Genomic DNA, 21,781 nt, shown 5'->3' with positions numbered 1-21,781 from the left:
AATTAACATAATGGCAACCCGTTCCAGCATGACCCATATCGCATTTCCCTGTCGAACTGGCGAGTAAAGCAGCAAATTGCGTTAAGTTTGGCTAAACACACGGTTTCATGACACAAGGAGGTTGACGCTGTGGCTGAATTTCCCTAGAGTAGCGCCGGTCGCCGATAGGCGCATCCGGTGAGGTGTCCGAGAGGCTTAAGGAGCACGCCTGGAAAGTGTGTATACGTGAAAACGTATCGAGGGTTCGAATCCCTCCCTCACCGCCATTTCAATCCCATAGCGTGTTGGCGCACGGTGCGCCGACATGATGGTCCACCAGACGGACAATGCGCTCGTCATCTCGGCCGCCCGGAAGTTCTGTTCAACACTGAGATAAACTTTCAGACTGTCTCATCCAATCCAGCACCCGCCGCGAGCAGCAACTCGTCGTCGGGCGGAAACTGTGTCACCTCGCCAGGGGTTAGCAGCGGCCTCCCCCTCATCAGCAACGCGTCTCGCGGACTGTCAGCGAGACGCCACGATGAACAATCGTGGGAAAGGCAGCAGCACAGTACCATCAGACAATGTTGGATATGCATCAGAAACGGCTGCACGATATTGAGAAAGATATCTCTCTTGTTCAACATCGTTGAGTGGTAAGAGAAAGGGACGAAGGCCGCTGCCTTTGAACCACTCCACCACAGCGTTCGCGCCTCCTGCGAGTGGGTGGTGATAAGTGGTCCGCCATATGTCCACTCTGCTGCAGAGCGGCCGCAAGAGGCTATAATACCAATCTGCACTTTCCACTATCGTACGCTCACCCGCAGACTTGGCGAGTTTGTCGGCCCATGGCTGTTCGACGGCTATTTCACGCATAAGCCGGTGCGCGGGTTCGTTGAGGTTGTCCGGCATCTGTATGGCCAAACTTCCGCGACTGCTAAGAAATTTGATCAATCGCGGTAATAAAGATGCGTGGTTGGGCACCCAATGGAGAGCCGCATTTGCGAGAAAAGAAGCGCACCGCGCAGAAAGATGTTCGGAGACGATGCGGCTCACACCCCCGGAGGGAGTTTGGAGCGCATCATTTCCTTGCGGTCGAGCCTGCGACCGTCCACGACGAAGGTGCCGTCCCCAACGGCGTGCAACATGCGCTTCTCCTTGCGCATTGCGTCCAGATAGGCCGCAACACCCTCCAGGACGACGATGCTATGCCGCTCGACGATGTCCGTGACGCGGCATTCGATATTCGCCAGACATTCCCCGATGAGCGGGGCGCGCACATGTTTCGCGGGCAGAGCCGTAAGGCCGAATTTCTCGAACTTGTCGGTATCTGCGCCGGAGCAGGTTCCTATTCCGACGACGGTGTCGATCATGTCCACCGTCGGGATCGAAATCACGCATTCCCGTGAGGATTCCAAAGCAGCGTAGGAATAGTTCCAGGCTCCCGTGGTGATCGCGAACGCCGCAGAAAACCCCATGACCATTGTCCAGGTAATGGTCATGATATTGTTCTTCACACCGTCATTCGTCGTCACGAGGATGACGGGTCCGGGTTCGACCAGGGTGAATGCTTTTTCAAGGGAAAGCGTGTGCATGTCGCGCTCCTTCGTCGTGGATAGTCACATTATATACGCTTCTGCCGGATGCTCATGTCGGGTCTTGTCCGCTGTCGGGCTGCGGCAGACGGACCGGACGCTCGATGCGCTTCGTCGCCTCTTCAAACGCGGGCTGGACGAAGGCCCGCACCAGCATTATCATAGTGCTCATCTTCGTCGGGCGCTGCCCGCCATATTCGACGTACATTAACCCCCAGACGACAGTCCGGGGGTTTTTCGTTTATAGCAAGGCGAAAAAGTCAATGTCACAATAAAGCCTGAAGACGGACAGCCGTGGTCGAGCGACTGGACGTTGGCGATGAACAGGCATTGATGCGCAATTGCATATTCGGTTAGTCACCAGGAACGGGAGGACTGAACCCAGACCCTTTAGCGCCTATTACGCTGTTTTCAGTCTTCGTGGCAGGATATTAAATTCATGCAGGAAGATTGCAAAAAATACTAATCCACCGCCAATATATTGGGATATTGTTGATACCTGCCCCAAAAATACCATACTAAAAATTATTGCAAAAATAGGCTCGGACAATTCAATCAACTGAACTGACTGGCTTGATGTCAACGTCAGCGCTTTAGTGGTACACCAAAAGCCCCCTATCGTTGGAAGGATAGCGAGAAGAATAAGAATTAAAGTAACCTGTGGTGATATATTGCTTATTTTTAACTCTTGATGGACAGGGATGTAGAGATAAATTGAGCCGAATAATAGCAAGATGCACATTTGCGGTATGCCAGAACCCAACTTTAGCTTTTTTGACAAAAACAAGAAAAGCCCATACCCAAGCCCGGCCAAAGCAGCATTAATAAGCCCCTTATCAAGAGAGAGATTAATACCACCATCATTAGAGAAAATAAGGTACAACCCGACAATGGATAATACTATGGCCTGTATTTCTTTGACGTTAAAAAAACGTCTCTCAGAAATAGCTGACAGGAGAAATGAAAATACAGTAGCACTGCCGAATAGAATAAAAACGACTGTCGAGACATTCGTTGTAACGTAGGCATTTGTTTCAAAGTGATATAGCACAAAGAAACCAAAGAATGCGCACACCGCGACGACTATCCATTTAGATTGGAAAAAAGTCACTAACGCCTTGCCTTTTCTAAAAGAAAATACAATTAGTGAAATGATGATCAGTCCAAGAGAGCATTTATAGAACGCAACTTGATTGGGAGATAAACCAGACTGGAATAATTTCACGCTGAATACACCCACGGTGCCATTGAATATAGCGGCCAGTAAGGCATATATTATTCCTGATAATCTCGTTGCTTTCATTGCCTAACTCCTTGCCAACGTGTTTAGTCCTGCGTGGTTATTAAAAGATGACAGTGGAGCCAGCTTCTCCATAATTTCATTGTTGAATTCAAATTTCATTATTAACCCTCAAAGCGATTTACGACAGATTTTGAATTCAATGAATATTGACATAGAAGTCTACCTTCAGAAGGATAGCGATCCATTAAATCAAGGAATTTTCGTTCTGATGTACTGGCACTACCAAGGTTATCTTGCACCACCCCGACGAAACACTCACCACATTTTTCTTGTAAGCCCCAGGGGTTTAAAGCGTCAGTTGATGAAATAACAATTGACAATGCAGGCCCTATCAAGACGTTAAACGCCGTTCCATTTACAGTAAGCTCGGTCATTTTTGTTAAAAATATTTAATGTTACTTGTCAGAGTTGCAAAGTTACAACACTGTGAATTTTTAGTCAATAAATCTGATTTAAAATTCACTATTGTGGTTATTTTATATTTATAATCAAATAGTTAAATTATTAGCATGCTATTTTTTTTCAAAAAAGGCATCTCAATCGCGAATTTTCTGCATGGCAAGCGTAAGCCTGTTTTTAACCAACGCAGTTGTCGCCTAAGTGGCGCGTTTGCGCATTCTATCTCCTGTTGAGCTGGTAACGCCAGATTGGGTAATCACCGCAGTCAACAGGTGCATATACGCCTGTTGAAACAGAAAAAGCGCACGACACCACATCTTTGATAGTCGAGATGCTGATAGTCAAAAAAACACGGATCAAAGAAGTATCAATATATTTTTTAATTTTTCAATTGATAAATATTCATTATGATTTTGTTGCATGGTTGTTTCCCGATGGTCTAGCATTTCCTTACAAAATAGTAGAGATGTTAATTAATAACTGATAATCGAGAGAGAAACTTAATGGTTACCACTGATGCAATGTTAAAAAAGCTTGAGTCCGCCGTTGATACCTGCATGGAAGCGGAGTTTGCCAAAGACGAAATCATGGCGGAGTTTCACAAGGCAGACTGGTTCAATGAAGGGTATTACAAGCGGCATATCCTGGAATGTGTCATTCGCATTCATATGAATAATGAACTGGATGCACGAGCGGTACAGGCCGCAGCCATCAATAACATCTCCGCTGCCAAGCAGCTTTCCTATTATTTGTATGACGAGTTCGGCCATGACGAAATGTTCGGTCAGGATCTCAATATTTATGGCTATGCAAAGTCTGACATTCAGGCGGAAAACGCCTTCCCGGAAACGTGGAAACTGATGGGCTACCTCAACCTATGCGTCAGTAAATTCGGTCCACTCGCGGCAATCACCTGGGACTGGTTCCTGGAGTATTATGGCGATAAATACAACCCATTTATCACGCAGAAAGCGAGCGCGAACATGGGCCAGCCGGCAGTAAACGGCGCCGCGTCACACGTCGCCTTTGATGAAGCAGAAGACCACAGCGGCATGATGAATAACATGCTGTCTTCCGTCATCAAGGATGAAAAAGACCTGGAAAAAGCGGTCGTTCATATCAAGGCCTTTGTGCCGATGGTAGGCGAGTATTTCCAGGCACTGCGCGCCGCAACGCTTTAACTCAGAAACGCAGACCGGTGTAATGGCAAAATATCGCGTTCGCATTGGAGACCTGACGTATACCGCCGACAGCAGTCAACCTCTAATCGACGCGATCCCCAGCGGAAAAGTCGTAAAAGGCTGCCTCAAAGGTGTATGCAGAGTTTGCAGATGCAAGTTGGTTTCAGGGAAAGTGATGGAAAACGGAAAAGTAATCACCGCCAAAAGCGAATTCCTGCCCTGCATTAGCCAAGTGGCAGCTGATGTGGAAATCATCCCTGTCATCAGTAGCTTTCAGCCAGCCAGAGTCAAAAGCAAAACGTGGCTGTCCGAACAAATCCTGGAAATCGTTTTAGAGGTTAACCGGGTTTTCTACAATGCCAAGTCGATCGTGACGTTAAAACACCCCGAAACTGCGGCAGTGCGCAGCTACTCTGTGGTGTCATTGGGCAAAAGAGCTTACGACAGCCTCACCTTCCACGTGAAATTACGCGCCGGAGGACTCTTCTCCACACTGTTTGCAAACCTGTCCGTTGGCGATCGGCTGGATTACACCATGGTAAACCCTTTGCTGCCCCACTATGACACACCGGTGAGCCGCGTAAACGTCGTGAGTGGCGGCAGCGGTATGGGGGCTGCGCTAAGTCGCGCCCTGGAGCTGGCCACTAAATACAACCCCCGGGAGATTGGGGTTTACGCCGTCAATCGTGCCGAGATCTGCGACTATCATCTTGGCTGCATAGCGATGTTCTGCCGCTCTGTTGAATGTGAGGTCAACGTTACCAACATTCCCTTCCATGACTGGACCAGTGTCAATTTCGATATCGAAGCACACCTAGCCCAAGACGCACTGACCGTTGGTGTGGGATCGGATTTGGTGATTAGCAGGTTACAAAACCTGCCCTTTTGTGAACTCGAAAGTTTTGGATAATTGGAGATTGAGCAATGTCCGTAGTCATTATTGATCCTGTGTCGTCTGGTATCACCTATCTCACCGCGGCACAGCAACTGGGTGTCGATCTGTATGTGTTTTCCGCTGACGAGGGTGAACGCCAACTCAGCCCAGAGCTACGCGCCAAGGTACGCCAGGTCATCAAGATTGACACCAGTGATTTTGACCTCCAGAAGGCGATGCTGGATGAACTGGGAAATATCAATGCCATTCTGCCCGGCGTAGAGTATGCGGTGCCGATGGCCGCACGCTTAGGGGCGGCACAAGGAAAAAGACATCTCAGTGATTACGCCGTGCAGCGGGTACGCAATAAATTTAACTTTCGCAGCCAACTTACTGAAGCCGGGCTAAGCAATATCGGTTTTTTCCTGCTTTGTCCCGGACAGCCGGTGCAGATACCTTCTGGCTTCAACTTTCCGGCGGTAGTTAAACCGGTTGATATGGCCGGCAGCATCAGCGTGCGCAAGGTTCACAATCTCGGGGAACTGACCACCGTAGTGGACGCCTTCAGCCAAGCATTACCAAACGACGTAGGTTTCACCGCCAGCGGATGTGTCATTGTCGAGGAGTATATCCCCGGCAAGGAGTACAGCATTGAAGGCGTGGTGCGTAAAGACGGCAGCATTACCATCGCCTCTGTTACTGAAAAACTACTCGGTGCGGAGCCATACTTTGTTGAAATCGGACATATAGTAGGCCAGCGTTACACCGAAGCGTTTTACACGACCATGAGCAACTATGCGCTGGCGGTGTTGGACGCCATACAGCTGAACATCGGCCCATTCCACCTTGAACTACGCGTCACACCGGAAGGTCGTCCCGTGGCAATTGAGCTGGCGGCCCGCCTGCCAGGCGACAATATCGTTGAGCTGATCAGATACTCCAGCGGGATCGATCTTGCCACTGAAACGCTGTGCCAATACCTGGGCACCGATAGCCCTGCCGTACACGGCACGCCCGGTATCAGTGCCATCGCGTTTATTCCCCGCGGTGAAAAAAACGAATTTACTACGTTGTCCGGTCTGGAAGAATTCATCGACCATTCACACTATCTCGCACACCAGGTGTATTACCAGCCAGGGGATGCACTGGGCTGCGCCCAAGACTGGACCTCGCGAGTCGGCTACGTGATGTTCGGTGGTGATGATGAAGCAGAAGTAAGAAGCCTGGTCAAACGGGTACACACCGAGGTAAAAATTGCATGAAACACGTTCTGGTCATTAACCGCTACGACGACGAACTATCTGACTACCGCAAATATATCGATCACACACAGGTTGGCGTCTCCTATATCTCTTTGGTGGGGCACTCCAGCCTGATCGACCCCGCTATCAGTGTCGCCATTGTGGAAGTCAATACCCTGGATGCAGACACGGTTCTGCGCGAGGCATGTCGTATCCATCATCAACGCCCCATTGATTTTGTGCTCGCTTTTTCAGAATACGATCTGGATGCGGCCGCACTGGTGCGCACCGAGCTCAACATCAGTGGGGCAAAAATAGCCGATAACCTGCTGTGTCGCAACAAGGCCAGCATGAAGGCGGCATTAACCGGCTCGACCGTGCGTTACCCGCACTATCGGCAGGTATTATCGCGCGAAGAGATTGACGCGTTCTGTTGCGAGCAGGGTTACCCGGTTATATTAAAACCGCAGGTCGGCGCCGCCTCGGACGGTGTCGTGAAGCTCGAACGTCGGGAAGATATACCCGAGCTAGTGGACTTCACCGGCTATGAAGTCGAAGAGTATATAGAAGGCGATATTTATCACGTCGACGCCATTCTCGCCAACGGCAGCATACCTTATTTTAAAGTGTCGAAATATCTCAACACCTGCCTGGACTTCCGCAATGGTCAACCGCTCGGCTCGGTAACCGTTGACAACCCCGAGTTTATCGCCACAGCGCAAATCTTCACTCAGGAAGTCTGTACCCGGTTGAACCTGGAAAACCAGGCTATTCATTTAGAACTTATCGAATGCCACGGGGAACTGGTCTTCCTGGAGATTGGCGGTCGGGTTGGTGGCGGAGAGATTCCATTCATCACCTTGCGCAGCGAAGGGATCGATCTTTATGCGCTGTGGACTCAGGCCGCGCTCGGTATCGCCATTTCCCCAGTGAAAACGCGAATTACCGGTTTTGTCATGATGCCGAACCCGTTTCCCGGAGGTTATGCCTTCGATCCGAATATGGATCTGTCTCACCCCCTGCTGACATATCACTGTATCCAGCCTGGAGGCGAAAATAGCGAATTCAGTTACGAAGATATCCCCGCCAAGCTGCACTTTACAGGAGACAATCAGGCCGACGTGGAAAATGCCATTACGCAGTGTATGAACATTCTACAGAAATCGATCCGTGCGGTTTGAGTTAGCAGGAAACAATTAGTGAAAGTCCTTCTACAGCTACCCTCCGTTGCGCAACCCGTTACTATGTCGGTGTTTATGGAGACGCAACAGCCCTACTTGCTCCGGCAAGCTGATGCTGATGTGCTGGCACTGGCCAGGTCGTTTAATGCTGCAGGTATCCTTACCGCTTTCTTATCTGATGCCCTGTTTAACGATGATGGGCCGCATGTTCCGATAGAAGAGATGCAGCGACTTGCTGGACGTGCGCTACGATTTGCCGATGACGTTCCGGAGACCCGCCAGCGCCTTGCCCACGAGCAACTTACTTGCATCAGTCGCCAGGCGCTGGCAGAGATTGTCATCCATCAGCCGAAACTGCGGTTGCACTACAATGATGAACTCGGTCGCATCAGTCCTGACGCTACATACGAAAGCTATGAAATTAACCCACTGTATGGGTTGTTGTTTCCGCGTGACCACTTTATTAACGTGGGTGGTCAACCGGTTTTCGGTCGTCTGAAACGCCAGGATCGGGCTCGGGAAGTCGAGGTCGTAAAGAAGGTCGTTACCGCTCACGGACATAGCCTCGTAGAGCTCGAACAATTACTTGAGGGAGGTGACTATCAGGAGAATGAATTCGTCTCTGTTATCAACGTCGGTTTCCGCACTGAAGAACAGACCCTGCATTTTTTGCTTGCTTCCGGCCTGCTCAAAACCAATGTTGTGTTGGCGGTACAGGACACATGGCGCAATCCCGAGCAGTTCCATCTCGATCACTATGTCTGCCTGCTGCGAGATACGCTGTTGATTGACACAAGAAGAGCGGACGCTATTGACCGTTCAACGGTCAGCATTTATCGCAGGACACCATCGGGCTGGCGTGTGACGAAGGAAAACCTGACACTACGTCAGGCAGCGCAGTCCGCCGATCTGAAGCCGATCCTGCTTGATGAAAAGATGATGGCGGCCTGGTGCGCTAACGCGTTCTCGTCGGGAAACCATATCTGGATTAATAACGCCGCGCCATCGCGCCTTCTTGACCAACTGTCAGCCCGTGGCTATGACATACATCCGATCTCTTTTTCCGAGCACCAGAAGCAGTCTGGCGGCATACACTGCTCAACCCAACTTATATAATTGTAAGGACGCGTCATGAAGGTAAGTAATAATGCTTTACTTCCCGTTTTAGCATTAATAGTAAGCACCATCGGCGTTGCATCTGCGATTGCGTTCGTCAAGCTCAGTGAGGTTGATGCGACATCGACGCTGATGTTACGCATGTTCCTGGCTGGCGGTTTAGCCTCTGCAGCGTTTGCCTGGCCTTCAGGCAAGAGTCAGGGTATGGGGACCAAAGGTTTCAGGCGTAGCAATCGGGCAATGCTCGGATTGCTGGTGCTATCCGGAGCAGTATCGTCGGTAGATTTACTGTCAAACCACTGGGCGGTAAAGTTGACCAGTCTGGCGAACACAACGATTTTGATGAACTTGTCTCCCGTCTTTGTGGCACTGTTATCCTTTCTTTTTCTGAATGAGAAGATCGGCACATATAAGCTGCTGGCGCTAACATTGAGTATCCTTGGTGCCTGTTTGCTGGTATTTGATGGCAGCGCTGGCGTAGCGTTTTCTAAACTGTCGGTGATCGGCGACCTGCTCGCGCTTAACTCTGCGTTTTTCTATGCCATCTATTTGCTATTGATCAAATCGCTGCGTGATTATTTCACCTCTCACCAGATTATTATCTGGAACAGCTTCACCTGTGCGCTACTGCTATTACCCGTGGCGCTCGCCAGTAGCGCGCAAATTCTGCCGGATACGCAGAGGGGCTGGTTAGTGATCGCCTTACTGGCACTGATCAGCCAACTTCTGGGCCATGGACTGATGGCGTATGCGCTCAAACACGTAGATGTGGTGCTGGCTTCGGTCTCGACGCTCGCCCGCCCGGTAGTGTCGATTCTGCTTGGCTTTTTCCTTTTTGATGAAAAACTGGCATTATTGCAATGGGTTGGCGTCGCCGCCGTACTGTTGGGGATCTGGTGGTATAAAAGTCCGGCTCCGGCAACCCGTTCGGCGGTACAGGAAAAGACGTCCAGTGAAGTTTAACTGCGTGAAGCATCAGGCGGGAATCATTTACCGATGCTGTCACAGCTGCGTTGATTACCAGAATCGACATTAAAAAACCGTGTGCCGGCACATCCCCGGTGTCACCAGGGTTCACGACCTTCAGCGCTGAAAAACGCGCCCGTTGGACCGTCGTCGTCGAGAAGCGCCAGGCGAATGGCTTCCGCCGCGCCTTGTGGAATGGTTTGGTGTCCCCGATAGCCATTGAGATCCGTTGCCGTAAAGCCGGGATCGGCGGCGTTAACCTTGATACCGGTATCGCGAAGTTCAGCCGCGAGTTGTACTGTCAGCATGTTCACAGCGGCTTTGGCGGCACCGTAGCCGATGAGCCGATAAGGGGCGTATTCCCAGCTCGGATCACTGTGGAGCGAGAGAGAACCGAGGCCACTGGAGATGTTGACGATCCGCGCCGGGGTAGACTTTTTCAGCAGCGGCAGCATGGCCTGCGTGACGGCCAACGTACCGAAAAAGTTCGTGTCGAAGATACGCCGAACAGCGTCCAGATTGGCCGAGCCCGGTGATCCATCTCGAAGGTCCGTGATACCAGCGTTGTTGACCAGGATATTCAGCTGCCCTTCCCGGTTGTGGATATCCGCAGCGGCGTCTTCTGCGGATACGGGATCAGTCAGATCGATGCACAAGAAACGGGCTACAATAGCCTCATCTTGAAGAACTTGAGTCGCTTTCATTCCTCGCTCCCTATCACGAGCCGCCACGATAATGTGCAGCCCCGCATTCCCGAGCTGACGGGCGATCTCCAGCCCAATGCCCTTGTTGGCTCCCGTGACGAGGGCGGTCTTACCGATAAACAGTGTCATCACTCATCCTCTTCCGAATTTGTTGAAGTGCATATGAATTGACTGTATTTTATGAAGCATTATTCAGCTTTGGAATTCGCATATGCCGAGGATGTCTCCCGAACACCTAAAAGCCCGGAAACAGCCGCATCAGGCCCGTGCGAAAGTCACTGTCGATGCCATATTCGAGGCGACCATTCAGGTTTTGCTGTCGGATGGTTTATCGCGCCTGACCACTACGCGGGTTGCGGAGCGTGCCGGTGTCTCAGTCGGCACGATGTACCAATACTTCCCGCAAAAGCAGGCGCTACTTTTTGCTCTGCTACAGAGGCACCTCGAGGCCGTATCCGATGCGGTTCTGACCACTTGCGCACGTTGCCGTGGCATGTCACTGAAGAACATATCCAACACACTGGTCGATGCCTTTCTTGATGCGAAAACGCGGGATACCGATACGGCTCGCGCACTTTACGCCGTTGCAGCGGAACTCGACACGGACGACCTCATCAGTAACGTCGCCCGACGCAACCACGCGGCGATGAGTGAGCTGTTGAAAAGCGCCAAAGACGCAACTTTCGACGACCCGGATGCGGTTGCCTTCACTTTGCGTGCTACATTGGCAGGCGCTACCCGCGCCGTGCTGGAGCGCAACGCGACACGGCAAGAACTCGCGACACTGCGTCGAGAACTGCCGATGCTGTGCCAGGCCTATCTCTTTGCAAGAGCGGTCGTTTTTGAAGATAACGGTTCTGTCATTACCTGATGTCCCCCGAAATTTAATCGTACTGCGGAACCCTCACTGACAGTGATACTAAATCTGGAGGAATTACAGCATGATCAAGAAAGTCGGAAAGACTGAAATTCAGCTAAAACACAAGGCTACGTGCCACTGCGGTGCGGTTGAATTAGAGCTAACGTTGCCAAATGGCATCGAGAATCCAAGACGTTGCGATTGCTCAATCTGCCGGAGAAAAGGGGCAATTGTTGCATCGGTTAAACTCGATGGAATTCGTATCGTGAAAGGTCAAGACATGTTGAAGCTCTACCAGTTCAACACCCATACCGCAAAGCACTATTTCTGCTCAAATTGCGGTATTTATACCCATCACCAACGACGCTCAAACCCGTCTGAATATGGCTTTAATGTAGGTTGTCTGGAGGGGGTAAATCCGTTTGATTTAGGTGAAGTTATCACTAACGATGGCGTAAATCACCCTGCCGATCGAACTGCTTCATAACCAACAGTTCGATCGGGTTATCAATGTGCGGCATTTATCAATCGGCACGGTGGTCATGGCCACAATCACAATGCTCTGGTTGCCTGTAGTGTGACAGTTTTGAGGTGTGGCCGATCCCCGGATTAAAACAATTCAGCGGGTCCAGGTTTTCATAATGGGCCTTCAGCGCGGGTTTGGCATGATAGAGGTGACCAACATTGTGCTCGGCCGGATATTCAGCGCCGCGCTGGTCCAGTAATTTCCACATCTGATGCTCAATAGCCATGCAGTCGTTGCCTTTTTTTACGATGTAATCCTGATGGAAGACATAACACAGGAAGTGGCCGTAATAGAGTTTCAGCGCCAGTTTTTCTTCCATGTCTTTCGGCAGGGTTTCCCGCCACTGATGGGTATTTCTTGGCAAGGCAATATCAAGGGCCATAATATCTTCCACCTCTTGGGTGTGTACGGCCCGATAGCGGTTTGCCGCACCCGCAGCGGCAAAACGGTGCAGAAAGGCTTTGGCCCCCTCTTCATCCGTACATTCAAAGAAACTACCGCCCGCCCGATCAAAGTAATCCTGCAAATAAGCGCGGGCTTCATCCACACCGGCGGCGGAGACTTTCAGCAGTAAATGGTGTTCATACTGATCCCGGAATTCGAGCATCCGTTTCGGTAAATGACTCGGGAACAGATGGCTCAGCCCCTGCATCACCCGATCGGTGAGATTTGCCGGCAAAAAAGGAATTTTCCCGAAGATCGCATCACATTTTGCTTTCAGAGCAAATAAACCGGGCAACCGGTTCGTGCCGAGCCACTCAATCATCAGGAAGGTATCTTTGCCGTAGATTTCCGCAATATTAAACGCGTCGCGGTGTAGATATTCGCCAGAGATCGGCAGATATTTAAATTTGCCCAGAATATCACGGCGAATATCCGTCAGCTCATCAGCACTGTTGGTGCCGATATAGAAAACTTTCGCCCCTTTCTCGATAGGGAACGTGTCCAGACGTACCGCAAACACCATGACTTTACCCGCCGAGCCGGATGATTCATAAAGACGGGCCGGATCAGCATTAAAACGAGCTGGCGTCTCTTCATCAATCTGGCGGACATGTTCAGCATAGTGGTGATCCGACGCCTCACCGGCATTGCGCTGAATATCTTCTGGTTTGAATGTGCCGTTATCCAGCGCCGCCAGAATCTGTTCCGGCTCATCGCCGAGTTGAATACCGAGGTGGTTGATGAGTTCCAGTTTGCCGGCTTCATTCACGCGGGCGAAGACCGACATCTGGGTGTAGGCCGGGCCACGGTGCACCAGTGCGCCGCCGGAGTTATTACAGACCCCGCCGAAAACCGAGGCACCGATGCAGCTTGATCCGATGACCGAATGCGGTTCGCGGCCATGCGGACGTAACGCTTCTTCAAGCTGGTTGAGCGTTGAGCCCGGTAAGCAAACCACCTGTGTTGCCTCTTCAACCAAGTAGATTTTCTTCATGCGGGTCATACTGACAATCACGATTTCACGGTCATAATCATCACCATCCGGGGTTGAACCGCCGGTCAGACCCGTATTGGCGGCTTGTGACAAAACGATAACATTCGCTTTAATGCAGGCGGTTAGCACATTCCATTGTTCCACTAATGAGCCGGGGCGAACCACGGCCAGTGCTTTGCCGTTGCCAAAACGAATGCCTTTCCGGTATTGCTGGGTAGCGCTTTCATCGGTCAGGACATATTGATGACCAACAATATGCTGAAGTGTTTCAATCAGTTGTTTATCTGTTGTTTTTTCGCAAGCCAGTTCAATTTCAGAGGTATGAATAAGCGTCGGCATAACGGAAGCTCCTGATGGTCTCATGACCATAGCCATTTAAAACCTTTGTAAAGTATATGTTAAATATATCCATATGAATCTGTGACGTCTAAGACTTTGTTATTGTCTTTTTAATATGAAAAAGATATTAATTAACCCATAACAGAGGTGCTCAAATGGAATTCAGACAATTACGGTATTTTCTGGCCGTGGCAGAAACCCTGCATTTCACAGCGGCCGCCGAGAAGATAGGCATTGCTCAGCCGCCGCTGAGCCAGCAGATTCAGAAACTAGAGCATGAGATTGGCACACCACTGTTCATCCGCAATAAGCGTCATGTTGAACTGACCGAAGCAGGCATCTTCTTTCGTGAAAAAGCACAGAAGATTATCGCGGAAGCCGAAAGTGCGCTGGCTCAAATAAAAATGGTCGCCAGGGGAGAAAGCGGCCATTTATCGATCGGTTTTGCCGGTTCGATCGTCTTTCACGGTTTCGTCGCATCAGCGATGCGGGAATTCAGGAAAATATATCCAGAGGTGGTTATCCATTCGAAAGAGAGCAACAGTATCGATTTAATGGATAAGGTTCGTGATGCGGCAATTGACTGCGCACTGGTTCGGCTGCCGCTAAAAATTGAACACCTCAATTGCGTGCAATTGGTCGATGAACCGATGATTGCGGTATTGCCGCTTGGGCACCAACTTGCACAGAACCCGGAAATCTCGCTGAGTGATTTGGCTGATGATAGCTTTATCACCTTTCCCCGTGAAATCGGCCCGGTGCTGTATGATTCGATTATCCGGGCTTGTCAGGACGCGGGGTTCTCCCCGCGTCTTAAAATGGAATCTCCGCAGATTTCGTCCAGTATTAATCTGGTCGCAGCGGGATTTGGGGTTGCGGTAATTCCCGAATCGCTAAAAAGTATTCATTCCGATGGCGTGACCTATCATGGTCTCAGTCAACCGTTGACGACGGCGCTGGGGTTGATTTACCGCGAACAGGAGAAATCGGCTGTGATCCGGAATTTTGTCAGAATGATGAGTCAGGCGGGCGGATCGTAACCAGGAAAAGGCCGGGGCTTTAACAGGCTTAGAAAATAAGCAATTTTTATCATTCCATGAACTTCGGAGCGTCATATGGAAAGTGGAAGAATCAAATTGGTACCGCCGTCAACGGATGTTTCGCCGAAAATGTTTGAAGCCATCGTGGAAAGCCAGATGGCACTTTCCGAGTTTCTGCCCTGGGTTCCTTATGCCTTAACGTTGGAAACTGCAGTGAGCAATACCCAAGAGGCGATAAAAAACTTTGAAGATTTCAATAATGAGCTACGGTTCAGCATTGTTTGCCAGGAAACCAACGCTCTACTCGGTGTTATTGGCTTGATGATTATCGATAAATCAGTGCCCTATTTTGAAATAGGTTATTGGTTGAGAACCAGTCAGGTTGGTAAAGGTTATGCATCAGAGGCCGTACGTCTTCTACAGCAATATGCTTTTAGAGAGCTTGGGGCACAAAGGGTTGAAATCAAAATGGCTGAATCCAATCGTAAAAGTCGGGCGGTAGCCGAACGTTGTGGTTATGTCTACGAAGGCAAATTGCATAACGCTCGCCGTTTACCATCAGGAAAGCTGGACAACACCCTTATTTATGCAAAAACGGGCCTATAACTAACGGTTCATACAGATGAGGCCCTATGAAAATCGTCTCTTTTAGCGACGCTCGAAAGAGCTTAAAGGCGGTGTCAGAACAGTGATAATGAGGAAGAAGAGTAAAGGACGCGGCTTGAGCTTACAGGGAGGGACTTGCAGCGTCTTTACGCTATTCTCATTATCGCCGCTATATAGACGTTGTCATCAAACTCACTCCCGGTTTTCATCCGGGGGTTTTCATTTTAAACCCGACGAAAAGCCTGTTTCACGATAACACATCACGATCTGTATAAATTTCCCGCCTAATCCCGGATGTATGCCAGCACGCATTTGGGAGAAAATCTTCATCTGCGCAGGTAGATCCCGCCGCCATGAACTACAGTTTCTTAATAAGAACTCCATCAGTATTCTCCATGTCGAACATGGGTTTTCACAAAGGGTGTCATATGAAGAAATCGACTAATGATATGACCCAGCCGCCTGATTTACGGGCTAAAACAGGCACGGGGCCGATCCGACGTACTCATCCCGTTTATCAAAATTCACTGCCACCTTGTAATCAAGCCTGTCCGGCTGGCGAGAATATTCAGGAATGGCTGGCGCTGGCGCAGGAAGAGCGCTACGAAGAGGCCTGGCAGCATTTGGTGGCCAATAATCCGATGCCCGCCGTGCATGGCCGGGTTTGCTACCATCCTTGTGAAAATGCCTGTAATCGAGCCCAGGTCGACCAATCCGTCAGTATTCATGCCGTCGAGCGTTTTCTGGGCGATCAGGCGCTACTGCATGGTTGGAAAACCACATTCACCGCCGTGCCGAGCGGTAAAAAGGTCTTGGTGATCGGTGCCGGTCCCTCGGGATTGTCCTGTGCCTGGCAACTCCGTCGCCTCGGCCATGAGGTGGAAATTCACGAGGCCGGTCCGATGGCTGGCGGGATGATGCGTTTCGGCATTCCTGCTTACCGAATGCCCCGTGATGTGCTGGATCAGGAGATCCAACACATCCTCGATACCGGCATTACGCTGAAGCTTAATCAGAAAGTGAATGATGTCCTCAAGGTAAAAACCGAGTATGGCTTTGATGCCGTTTTTCTGGCTATCGGTGCGCATTTAGCCAAGAGAATCGACATTCCAGGGCGTGATGCCGGGCGCATTCTGGATGCGGTCAGTTATCTTTCGGCGGTTGAACAAGGCGACGTGCCCAAATTGGGTCGTCGTGTCGCTATCTATGGGGGCGGCAACACGGCGATGGATGCGGCGCGTACCGCGCATCGTCTGGGGGCGGAAGAAGCGGTTATCATCTATCGACGAGATCGTGAACATATGCCGGCGCATCAGTTTGAAGCCGATGAAGCGTTAGAAGAGGGCGTCATCATTAACTGGCTGCGCACCATTCGGGATATTGATGGTACGACGTTAACCATTGAAGAGATGGAGATTGACGGCAACGGGCGACCACAGCCGACCGGCCGATATGAAACGCTGGAAGCCGATAGCGTGATCCTGGCGTTAGGACAAGATGTGGATCTCTCGGTTATCGCCCGCATTCCCGGCATTGAATTACATGAAGATGGCGTGGTGGTGGTTGACGAACACATGATGACCAGCGTGCCAGGTATTTTTGCCGGTGGCGATATGGTGCCATCGGAACGCACCGTCACGGTCGCCACCGGGCATGGCAAGAAAGCGGCGCAACATATTGATGGCTGGCTACGTCATCAACCCTACCGAAAAGCAGACACTAACGCCGGCATTCCCTATTCAGCATTGAATCTGTGGTACGACACGGATGCCGAGTCAACCAGCCAGCCGGTTGTCACCCCGGAACAACGCGATGGATTTGACGAAATCATCGGCGGACTCACCGCCACACAAGCGCGCTATGAAGCGGCCCGCTGCTACTCCTGTGGCAATTGTTTCGAGTGTGATGGTTGTTACGGATCATGCCCGGAGGACGCCATTCTCAAGTTGGGTAAAGGACGGGGATATCGTATTGATTACGATAAATGTACCGGCTGCGGCGCATGCTATGACCAATGCCCCTGTCATGCCATTAGCATGGTGAGTGAGGTGGTTGATAATGAATACACATACTGAGACGTCCATCTCCGACATGGTGATGACGGATGGCAATGAAGCCGCCGCGTGGATAGCTTATAAGCTCAGTGAAATCTGCGCGATTTACCCCATCACGCCCTCTTCCACCATGGCGGAGCTGGCTGATGAATGGGCGACGCAGCACATTCCCAACCTATGGGGAAACATTCCAACCGTCGTTGAGATGCAACATGAAGGCGGTGCAGCGGGAGCGGTTCATGGCGCATTACAGGCTGGCGCACTGAGCACCACATTTACCGCGTCCCAAGGGCTGATGCTGATGATCCCGAATATGTACAAGATTGCCGGTGAACTCACAGCGACGGTTTTTCATGTGGCCGCCCGTTCGCTCTCGGCGCAGGGGTTGTCCATTTTTGGTGATCATCAGGATGTGATGGCCACCAGAACAACCGGCTTTGCCTTGCTTTCATCTGCGTCAGTGCAACAGGCTCAGGACATGGCGATGATTGCCCACGCCGCGACATTGCGCACCCGCATTCCGTTCCTGCACTTTTTCGATGGTTTTCGCACCTCCCATGAAGTCAATAAAATTTCCCGTCTGTCCGATGAACAGATAAGGCAGATGATCGACGATCAGCAAGTTCGTGACCATCGGGCCCGGGCGCTGAATCCGGATCAGCCATTCATCAGAGGAACGGCTCAAAATCCGGATACCTATTTTCAAAGTCGGGAAACGGTTAATTCATATTACGATCACGTGCCGGATGTTGTTGAACAGACCATGACCCGGTTCGCTGAATTAACCGGGCGGCAATATCATCTGGTTGACTATCATGGCGCAGACGATGCGCAACACGTCGTCGTCATTATGGGATCGGGCGCATCGACCGTGAAACAGACTGTTGAGGTGCTCAATGCCCAGGGGGGAAATACGGTGTGGTGACCGTTCACCTGTATCGTCCCTTCCCCAACGACATATTCATTAAGGCGTTCCCACCCACCACCCGATTTGTCACCGTCCTGGATCGCACCAAAGAGCCCGGTTCACAGGGTGAACCACTGTATAAAGACACTGTCAGCGCCTTCGTTTCCGCCACGCAGCATGGACAATTACCACACTTGCCGAGAATCACCGGCGGGCGATATGGTCTGTCATCCAAAGAGTTCACCCCCGCGATGGTCAAAGCCGTTTTTGAGGAGCAACAGAAAACCAGCGCGAAAGAGGGCTTCACCATCGGCATTATTGACGATGTCACACAGTTAAGTTTGCCGTGGGATGAAGCGTGGCAAATTGAACCGCCCAATCAGGTACGCGCCTTGTTCTTCGGTCTGGGAGCCGATGGCACGGTCGGCGCCAATAAAAACAGCATAAAAATCATTGGCGAATTACCTGATTATTTTGCCCAAGGCTACTTTGTCTATGACTCGAAAAAGTCGGGTTCAAAGACCGTTTCACATTTGCGTTTCGGCCCTGAGCCCATCGACGCCCCTTATCTCATTACCTCGGCAAATTTTATCGGTTGCCATCAATTCAATTTCGTCGAATCCCTCGATTTATTATGTTACGCAGAAACCGGCGCCACCTTTCTGCTCAACAGTCCCTACCCGGCAGAGGAAACCTGGTCACATCTGCCACGCCGGGTACAGCAACAAATCCAGCAGAAACAATTGGCATTCCATGTGATCAATGCCGCGGAAGTCGCACGACTGACCGGTATGGGAACGCGCATTAATACCATCATGCAGACCTGTTTTTTCGCGTTATCCGCCATCATGCCCAAAGAGCAGGCCATCACGCTGATCAAAGAGAGCATTGAGAAGACCTACCAAAAGAAAGGTCGCGACATCATTGAAAAGAATTTTGACGCCGTGGATGTCACATTAGCGCACCTGCATCCGGTGGAGATTTCACAACACGGCACCGGTGCTTCAGATGCCGGCTGGAAACTGCCCGCCACCGCCCCACTATTTGTGCGCAACGTCACCGCTGAGATGTTGCAGGAACGGGGCAATCAGATCCCGGTGTCACAATTACCGCCCGACGGAACCTATCCATCAGCGACCAGTCAGTGGGAAAAGCGCGATATTGCACTGGAGATCCCTGACTGGCGCGAAGACCTGTGCATCCAATGTGGTAATTGTTCCTTTGTCTGTCCACATGCCGCCATCAGAGCCAAGTTTTATCATCAGGATTTGGTCGAAAACGCCCCTCCGGGCGCCAAATGGATGCCGATAAGCGCCAGGGGATTTCCAGATACGCTCTACACATTGCAGATCTACCCGGAAGATTGTACCGGTTGTGGTCTGTGTGTAGAGGCTTGCCCGGTTCGAGCCGACGATAGCGGCCAGCGCGCCATTAATATGGTCGATAAGTTACCGATCCTTGAACGGGAAAAAAGAGCGCTGACGTGGTTCAACACCTTGCCCTGGCCGAAGCGCTCTGCGGTTGATTTTTCAACGGTACGTGGCGTGCAATTTTTGGAGCCGCTGTTTGAATTTTCAGGTGCTTGCGCCGGTTGCGGTGAAACGCCCTATCTGAAAACGCTCACTCAGCTCTTTGGTGATAGGATGATGGTGGCCAACGCCACCGGCTGCTCATCAATTTATGGCGGTAATCTGCCCACGACGCCGTGGGCAAAAAATAGCGACGGCAAAGGCCCAGCCTGGTCAAATTCATTGTTCGAGGATAATGCTGAATTCGGCCTGGGTTTTCGCCTGACCGCCGATCATCATCGGATTCAGGCGGCGAATGCCTTGAGAGCCACCGCGCAGCAACTGGGTCCCGAGCTGATAGAGCAGATAATCAATGCGCCCCAGCAAGTCGAATCACAGATCCAACAGCAACGCGAACGCTTACTCAACGTCCGGGCGCTATTACAGTATGACGATTCGGAAGCCGGGCTTAATCTACTCAGTTTGTTAGACCATCTGATCAGGCGTTCGGTCTGGATCATCGGTGGCGATGGCTGGGCCTATGATATTGGCTCTTCCGGATTAGACCATGTGATCGCCTCTGGTCGTGATGTCAACATACTGGTAATGGACACCGAGGTTTATTCCAATACCGGCGGCCAGATGTCGAAATCCACCCCCCTGGGCGCGGTGGCCAAATTTGCCGCCGGCGGCAAAACCATGGCGAAGAAAGATATGGTGTTACAGGCTATCGCTTACGGCAATGTGTATGTCGCCCAGATCGCTTTCGGCGCCAATCCCCAGCAGTCACTTCAGGCCATGCGGGAAGCCGAAGCCTATCCGGGCCCGTCACTGATCATCGCTTACAGTCATTGCATCGCACATGGCATTGATATGAAGACCGGGTTAGCCCAACAAAAACGTGCCGTCGCGTCAGGCCACTGGCCGTTAATTCGCTTCAACCCAATATTGCGGGAACAGGGGCGTAACCCCTTTACCCTTGACAGCCTGCGGCCCACACTGCCACTCAGCGACTATCGACAACATGAAAGCCGCTATCAGTCGCTGGTACAGCTTCATCCGGAAGAGGCGCAACGGCTCATCGATATTGCACAAAAAGTCGCTGAACAAAAATGGGCAACCTATGAAGGGATGGCGCGCTCTTCCGCCGAAGCGTTCCACCCCGACGCCCGAAAGAACCGGCAATACCATTGACCCGACACGCGGTGATGTCGTGGATTGACCTGTTGCGCATTCACGGAATGATACAACGCACCGTCAGGAAGATAAGGTGAAAATCACCAGAGATCTGCTCTAAACCTATGGGGAATAGCGGTTATGTTCATCATATTCGGAGGATTGCCCGCAACCGGCAAAAGCACGATTGCCCGACAACTGGCCTATGACCTCAACGCCGTCTATCTGCGCATCGACTCCATCGAACAGGCGATCCGCTCGTCCGGTATCCTCGCCCCCGACGCTGACATGGGACCAGCGGGATATCTGGCGGCTTATCGCGTCGCGGCGGATAACCTCCGTATCGGCCGTACCGTCATCGCCGATTCGGTCAACCCGCTTTGCATCACGCGGGATGACTATCGAGCCATCGCCCAAAAAGCCGATGTCGCCTTCCTCGAAATAGAAGTCGTGTGTTCCGACAAAACCGAGCATCGACACCGGGTGGAAACCCGGCGCTCCACCATCGACGGCCTGACGCTTCCGACCTGGGAGCAGGTTGAATCTCGCCATTATGAAGCCTGGAATCGCGACCATCTGGTGCTGGATACTGCCACATTGTCTCCCGCCCGATGTGTAGCCATCATTATGGAACGCCGCCGCAATTTACCCCGCTAAAAAATTTTTTCAATTGCAGTGTAAGAAACCAGTGCCTTACTCCGACTATGTATGTGAAAGAGAGAATTGACGGTCCATCGCCAATTTCCCTTTGCCACATACACCTGCCCTTTGGGCGTTAAAAATAAATAG

The 21,781-nt window shown here is 51.2% G+C and carries 19 protein-coding genes and 1 tRNA gene; 15 read left to right on the top strand and 5 right to left on the bottom strand.

The window, feature by feature from the left end; translation table 11 throughout:
* Positions 1–176: 176 nt before the first annotated feature.
* Positions 177–266 (top strand) — tRNA-Ser (locus PCO85_09635).
* 765 nt (positions 267–1,031) lie between these two features.
* On the opposite strand, the gene PCO85_09630 is transcribed toward PCO85_09635, so the two are convergent.
* From PCO85_09630 to PCO85_09620, 3 genes are all read right to left on the bottom strand, one after another.
* On the bottom strand, positions 1,032–1,574 hold the full coding sequence (locus tag PCO85_09630; protein WJV55618.1) for a flavin reductase family protein: 543 nt from the start codon (positions 1,572–1,574) through the stop codon (positions 1,032–1,034).
* A gap of 52 nt (positions 1,575–1,626) precedes the next feature.
* Positions 1,627–1,782 carry a hypothetical protein gene (locus PCO85_09625; protein WJV55617.1) on the bottom strand — a complete coding sequence of 52 codons (156 nt, stop codon included), beginning with the start codon at positions 1,780–1,782 and terminating at the stop codon, positions 1,627–1,629.
* 192 nt (positions 1,783–1,974) lie between these two features.
* The gene (locus tag PCO85_09620) at positions 1,975–2,877 is read right to left on the bottom strand and encodes a DMT family transporter (GenBank protein WJV55616.1); all 903 of its coding nucleotides are present in this window, start codon (positions 2,875–2,877) and stop codon (positions 1,975–1,977) included.
* A 902-nt stretch (positions 2,878–3,779) separates the two neighbouring features.
* Between PCO85_09620 and PCO85_09615 the strand changes: the two genes are divergently transcribed.
* Genes PCO85_09615 through PCO85_09590 form a run of 6 tightly spaced genes read left to right on the top strand, consistent with a single transcriptional unit; the run spans position 3,780 to position 9,832 of the window.
* Positions 3,780–4,457: a hypothetical protein gene (locus PCO85_09615; GenBank protein WJV55615.1), complete on the top strand. Its 678-nt coding sequence runs from the start codon at positions 3,780–3,782 to the stop codon at positions 4,455–4,457.
* Between the two features lie 22 nt (positions 4,458–4,479).
* Positions 4,480–5,367 carry an FAD-binding oxidoreductase gene (locus PCO85_09610; GenBank protein WJV55614.1) on the top strand — a complete coding sequence of 296 codons (888 nt, stop codon included), beginning with the start codon at positions 4,480–4,482 and terminating at the stop codon, positions 5,365–5,367.
* Between the two features lie 14 nt (positions 5,368–5,381).
* On the top strand, positions 5,382–6,593 hold the full coding sequence (locus PCO85_09605) for an ATP-grasp domain-containing protein (protein ID WJV55613.1): 1,212 nt from the start codon (positions 5,382–5,384) through the stop codon (positions 6,591–6,593).
* On the top strand, positions 6,590–7,753 hold the full coding sequence (locus PCO85_09600; GenBank protein WJV55612.1) for an ATP-grasp domain-containing protein: 1,164 nt from the start codon (positions 6,590–6,592) through the stop codon (positions 7,751–7,753). Before PCO85_09605 ends, PCO85_09600 begins: the two co-directional genes overlap by 4 nt.
* 18 nt (positions 7,754–7,771) lie before the next feature.
* Positions 7,772–8,869 carry an arginine deiminase family protein gene (locus PCO85_09595; GenBank protein WJV55611.1) on the top strand — a complete coding sequence of 366 codons (1,098 nt, stop codon included), beginning with the start codon at positions 7,772–7,774 and terminating at the stop codon, positions 8,867–8,869.
* A 15-nt stretch (positions 8,870–8,884) separates the two neighbouring features.
* Entirely contained in the window at positions 8,885–9,832 is a 948-nt protein-coding gene (locus tag PCO85_09590) for an EamA family transporter (protein ID WJV55610.1), read from the top strand.
* A gap of 101 nt (positions 9,833–9,933) precedes the next feature.
* On the opposite strand, the gene PCO85_09585 is transcribed toward PCO85_09590, so the two are convergent.
* Positions 9,934–10,668, bottom strand: a complete 735-nt coding sequence (locus PCO85_09585) for an SDR family oxidoreductase (GenBank protein WJV55609.1) — start codon at positions 10,666–10,668, stop codon at positions 9,934–9,936.
* 82 nt (positions 10,669–10,750) lie between these two features.
* Here PCO85_09585 and PCO85_09580 point away from each other — a divergent pair, with 82 nt between their 5' ends.
* Together PCO85_09580 and PCO85_09575 are read left to right on the top strand one after the other, a co-directional pair.
* The gene (locus tag PCO85_09580; GenBank protein ID WJV55608.1) at positions 10,751–11,410 is read left to right on the top strand and encodes a TetR/AcrR family transcriptional regulator; all 660 of its coding nucleotides are present in this window, start codon (positions 10,751–10,753) and stop codon (positions 11,408–11,410) included.
* A 70-nt stretch (positions 11,411–11,480) separates the two neighbouring features.
* A complete protein-coding gene (locus tag PCO85_09575) occupies positions 11,481–11,885 on the top strand; it encodes a GFA family protein (protein WJV55607.1) in 405 nt (134 codons plus the stop codon).
* A gap of 37 nt (positions 11,886–11,922) precedes the next feature.
* Here PCO85_09575 and dld read toward each other — a convergent pair whose 3' ends face one another.
* Complete coding sequence (gene dld, locus PCO85_09570; protein ID WJV55606.1) at positions 11,923–13,701, bottom strand: D-lactate dehydrogenase; 1,779 nt, start codon at positions 13,699–13,701, stop codon at positions 11,923–11,925.
* A gap of 155 nt (positions 13,702–13,856) precedes the next feature.
* Here dld and PCO85_09565 point away from each other — a divergent pair, with 155 nt between their 5' ends.
* The 6 genes from PCO85_09565 (at position 13,857) to PCO85_09540 (ending at position 21,649) form a co-directional block, all read left to right on the top strand.
* A complete protein-coding gene (locus PCO85_09565) occupies positions 13,857–14,741 on the top strand; it encodes a LysR family transcriptional regulator (GenBank protein WJV55605.1) in 885 nt (294 codons plus the stop codon).
* Positions 14,742–14,816: 75 nt separating this feature from the next.
* Positions 14,817–15,347, top strand: a complete 531-nt coding sequence (locus tag PCO85_09560) for a GNAT family N-acetyltransferase (protein WJV55604.1) — start codon at positions 14,817–14,819, stop codon at positions 15,345–15,347.
* 428 nt (positions 15,348–15,775) lie between these two features.
* Positions 15,776–17,422 carry an NAD(P)-binding protein gene (locus tag PCO85_09555; GenBank protein ID WJV55603.1) on the top strand — a complete coding sequence of 549 codons (1,647 nt, stop codon included), beginning with the start codon at positions 15,776–15,778 and terminating at the stop codon, positions 17,420–17,422.
* Positions 17,406–18,326: a hypothetical protein gene (locus PCO85_09550; GenBank protein WJV55602.1), complete on the top strand. Its 921-nt coding sequence runs from the start codon at positions 17,406–17,408 to the stop codon at positions 18,324–18,326. The genes PCO85_09555 and PCO85_09550 overlap by 17 nt, the downstream gene beginning before the upstream one ends.
* Entirely contained in the window at positions 18,320–21,010 is a 2,691-nt protein-coding gene (gene nifJ / locus PCO85_09545) for a pyruvate:ferredoxin (flavodoxin) oxidoreductase (protein WJV55601.1), read from the top strand. The genes PCO85_09550 and nifJ overlap by 7 nt, the downstream gene beginning before the upstream one ends.
* A 123-nt stretch (positions 21,011–21,133) precedes the next feature.
* Positions 21,134–21,649 carry an AAA family ATPase gene (locus PCO85_09540; protein ID WJV55600.1) on the top strand — a complete coding sequence of 172 codons (516 nt, stop codon included), beginning with the start codon at positions 21,134–21,136 and terminating at the stop codon, positions 21,647–21,649.
* Positions 21,650–21,781 lie beyond the last annotated feature (132 nt).

Origin of the sequence: Prodigiosinella aquatilis, assembly GCA_030388725.1 — a bacterium.
GTDB lineage: Bacteria > Pseudomonadota > Gammaproteobacteria > Enterobacterales > Enterobacteriaceae > Prodigiosinella > Prodigiosinella aquatilis.
This window is presented reverse-complemented; position numbering and strand designations above follow the sequence as displayed.

What these genes read in the sequence shown, in the direction of transcription:
- PCO85_09560 (WJV55604.1), top strand. Translation starts at nt 14,817, where the DNA reads ATGGAAAGTGGAAGAATCAAATTGGTACCGCCGTCAACGGATGTTTCG.
- PCO85_09620 (WJV55616.1), bottom strand. Translation starts at nt 2,877, where the DNA reads ATGAAAGCAACGAGATTATCAGGAATAATATATGCCTTACTGGCCGCT.
- PCO85_09575 (WJV55607.1), top strand. Translation starts at nt 11,481, where the DNA reads ATGATCAAGAAAGTCGGAAAGACTGAAATTCAGCTAAAACACAAGGCT.
- PCO85_09540 (WJV55600.1), top strand. Translation starts at nt 21,134, where the DNA reads ATGTTCATCATATTCGGAGGATTGCCCGCAACCGGCAAAAGCACGATT.
- PCO85_09555 (WJV55603.1), top strand. Translation starts at nt 15,776, where the DNA reads ATGAAGAAATCGACTAATGATATGACCCAGCCGCCTGATTTACGGGCT.
- PCO85_09630 (WJV55618.1), bottom strand. Translation starts at nt 1,574, where the DNA reads ATGCACACGCTTTCCCTTGAAAAAGCATTCACCCTGGTCGAACCCGGA.
- PCO85_09600 (WJV55612.1), top strand. Translation starts at nt 6,590, where the DNA reads ATGAAACACGTTCTGGTCATTAACCGCTACGACGACGAACTATCTGAC.
- PCO85_09580 (WJV55608.1), top strand. Translation starts at nt 10,751, where the DNA reads ATGCCGAGGATGTCTCCCGAACACCTAAAAGCCCGGAAACAGCCGCAT.
- dld (WJV55606.1), bottom strand. Translation starts at nt 13,701, where the DNA reads ATGCCGACGCTTATTCATACCTCTGAAATTGAACTGGCTTGCGAAAAA.
- PCO85_09585 (WJV55609.1), bottom strand. Translation starts at nt 10,668, where the DNA reads ATGACACTGTTTATCGGTAAGACCGCCCTCGTCACGGGAGCCAACAAG.
- PCO85_09605 (WJV55613.1), top strand. Translation starts at nt 5,382, where the DNA reads ATGTCCGTAGTCATTATTGATCCTGTGTCGTCTGGTATCACCTATCTC.
- PCO85_09565 (WJV55605.1), top strand. Translation starts at nt 13,857, where the DNA reads ATGGAATTCAGACAATTACGGTATTTTCTGGCCGTGGCAGAAACCCTG.
- PCO85_09550 (WJV55602.1), top strand. Translation starts at nt 17,406, where the DNA reads ATGAATACACATACTGAGACGTCCATCTCCGACATGGTGATGACGGAT.
- PCO85_09625 (WJV55617.1), bottom strand. Translation starts at nt 1,782, where the DNA reads ATGTACGTCGAATATGGCGGGCAGCGCCCGACGAAGATGAGCACTATG.
- PCO85_09610 (WJV55614.1), top strand. Translation starts at nt 4,480, where the DNA reads ATGGCAAAATATCGCGTTCGCATTGGAGACCTGACGTATACCGCCGAC.
- PCO85_09590 (WJV55610.1), top strand. Translation starts at nt 8,885, where the DNA reads ATGAAGGTAAGTAATAATGCTTTACTTCCCGTTTTAGCATTAATAGTA.
- PCO85_09615 (WJV55615.1), top strand. Translation starts at nt 3,780, where the DNA reads ATGGTTACCACTGATGCAATGTTAAAAAAGCTTGAGTCCGCCGTTGAT.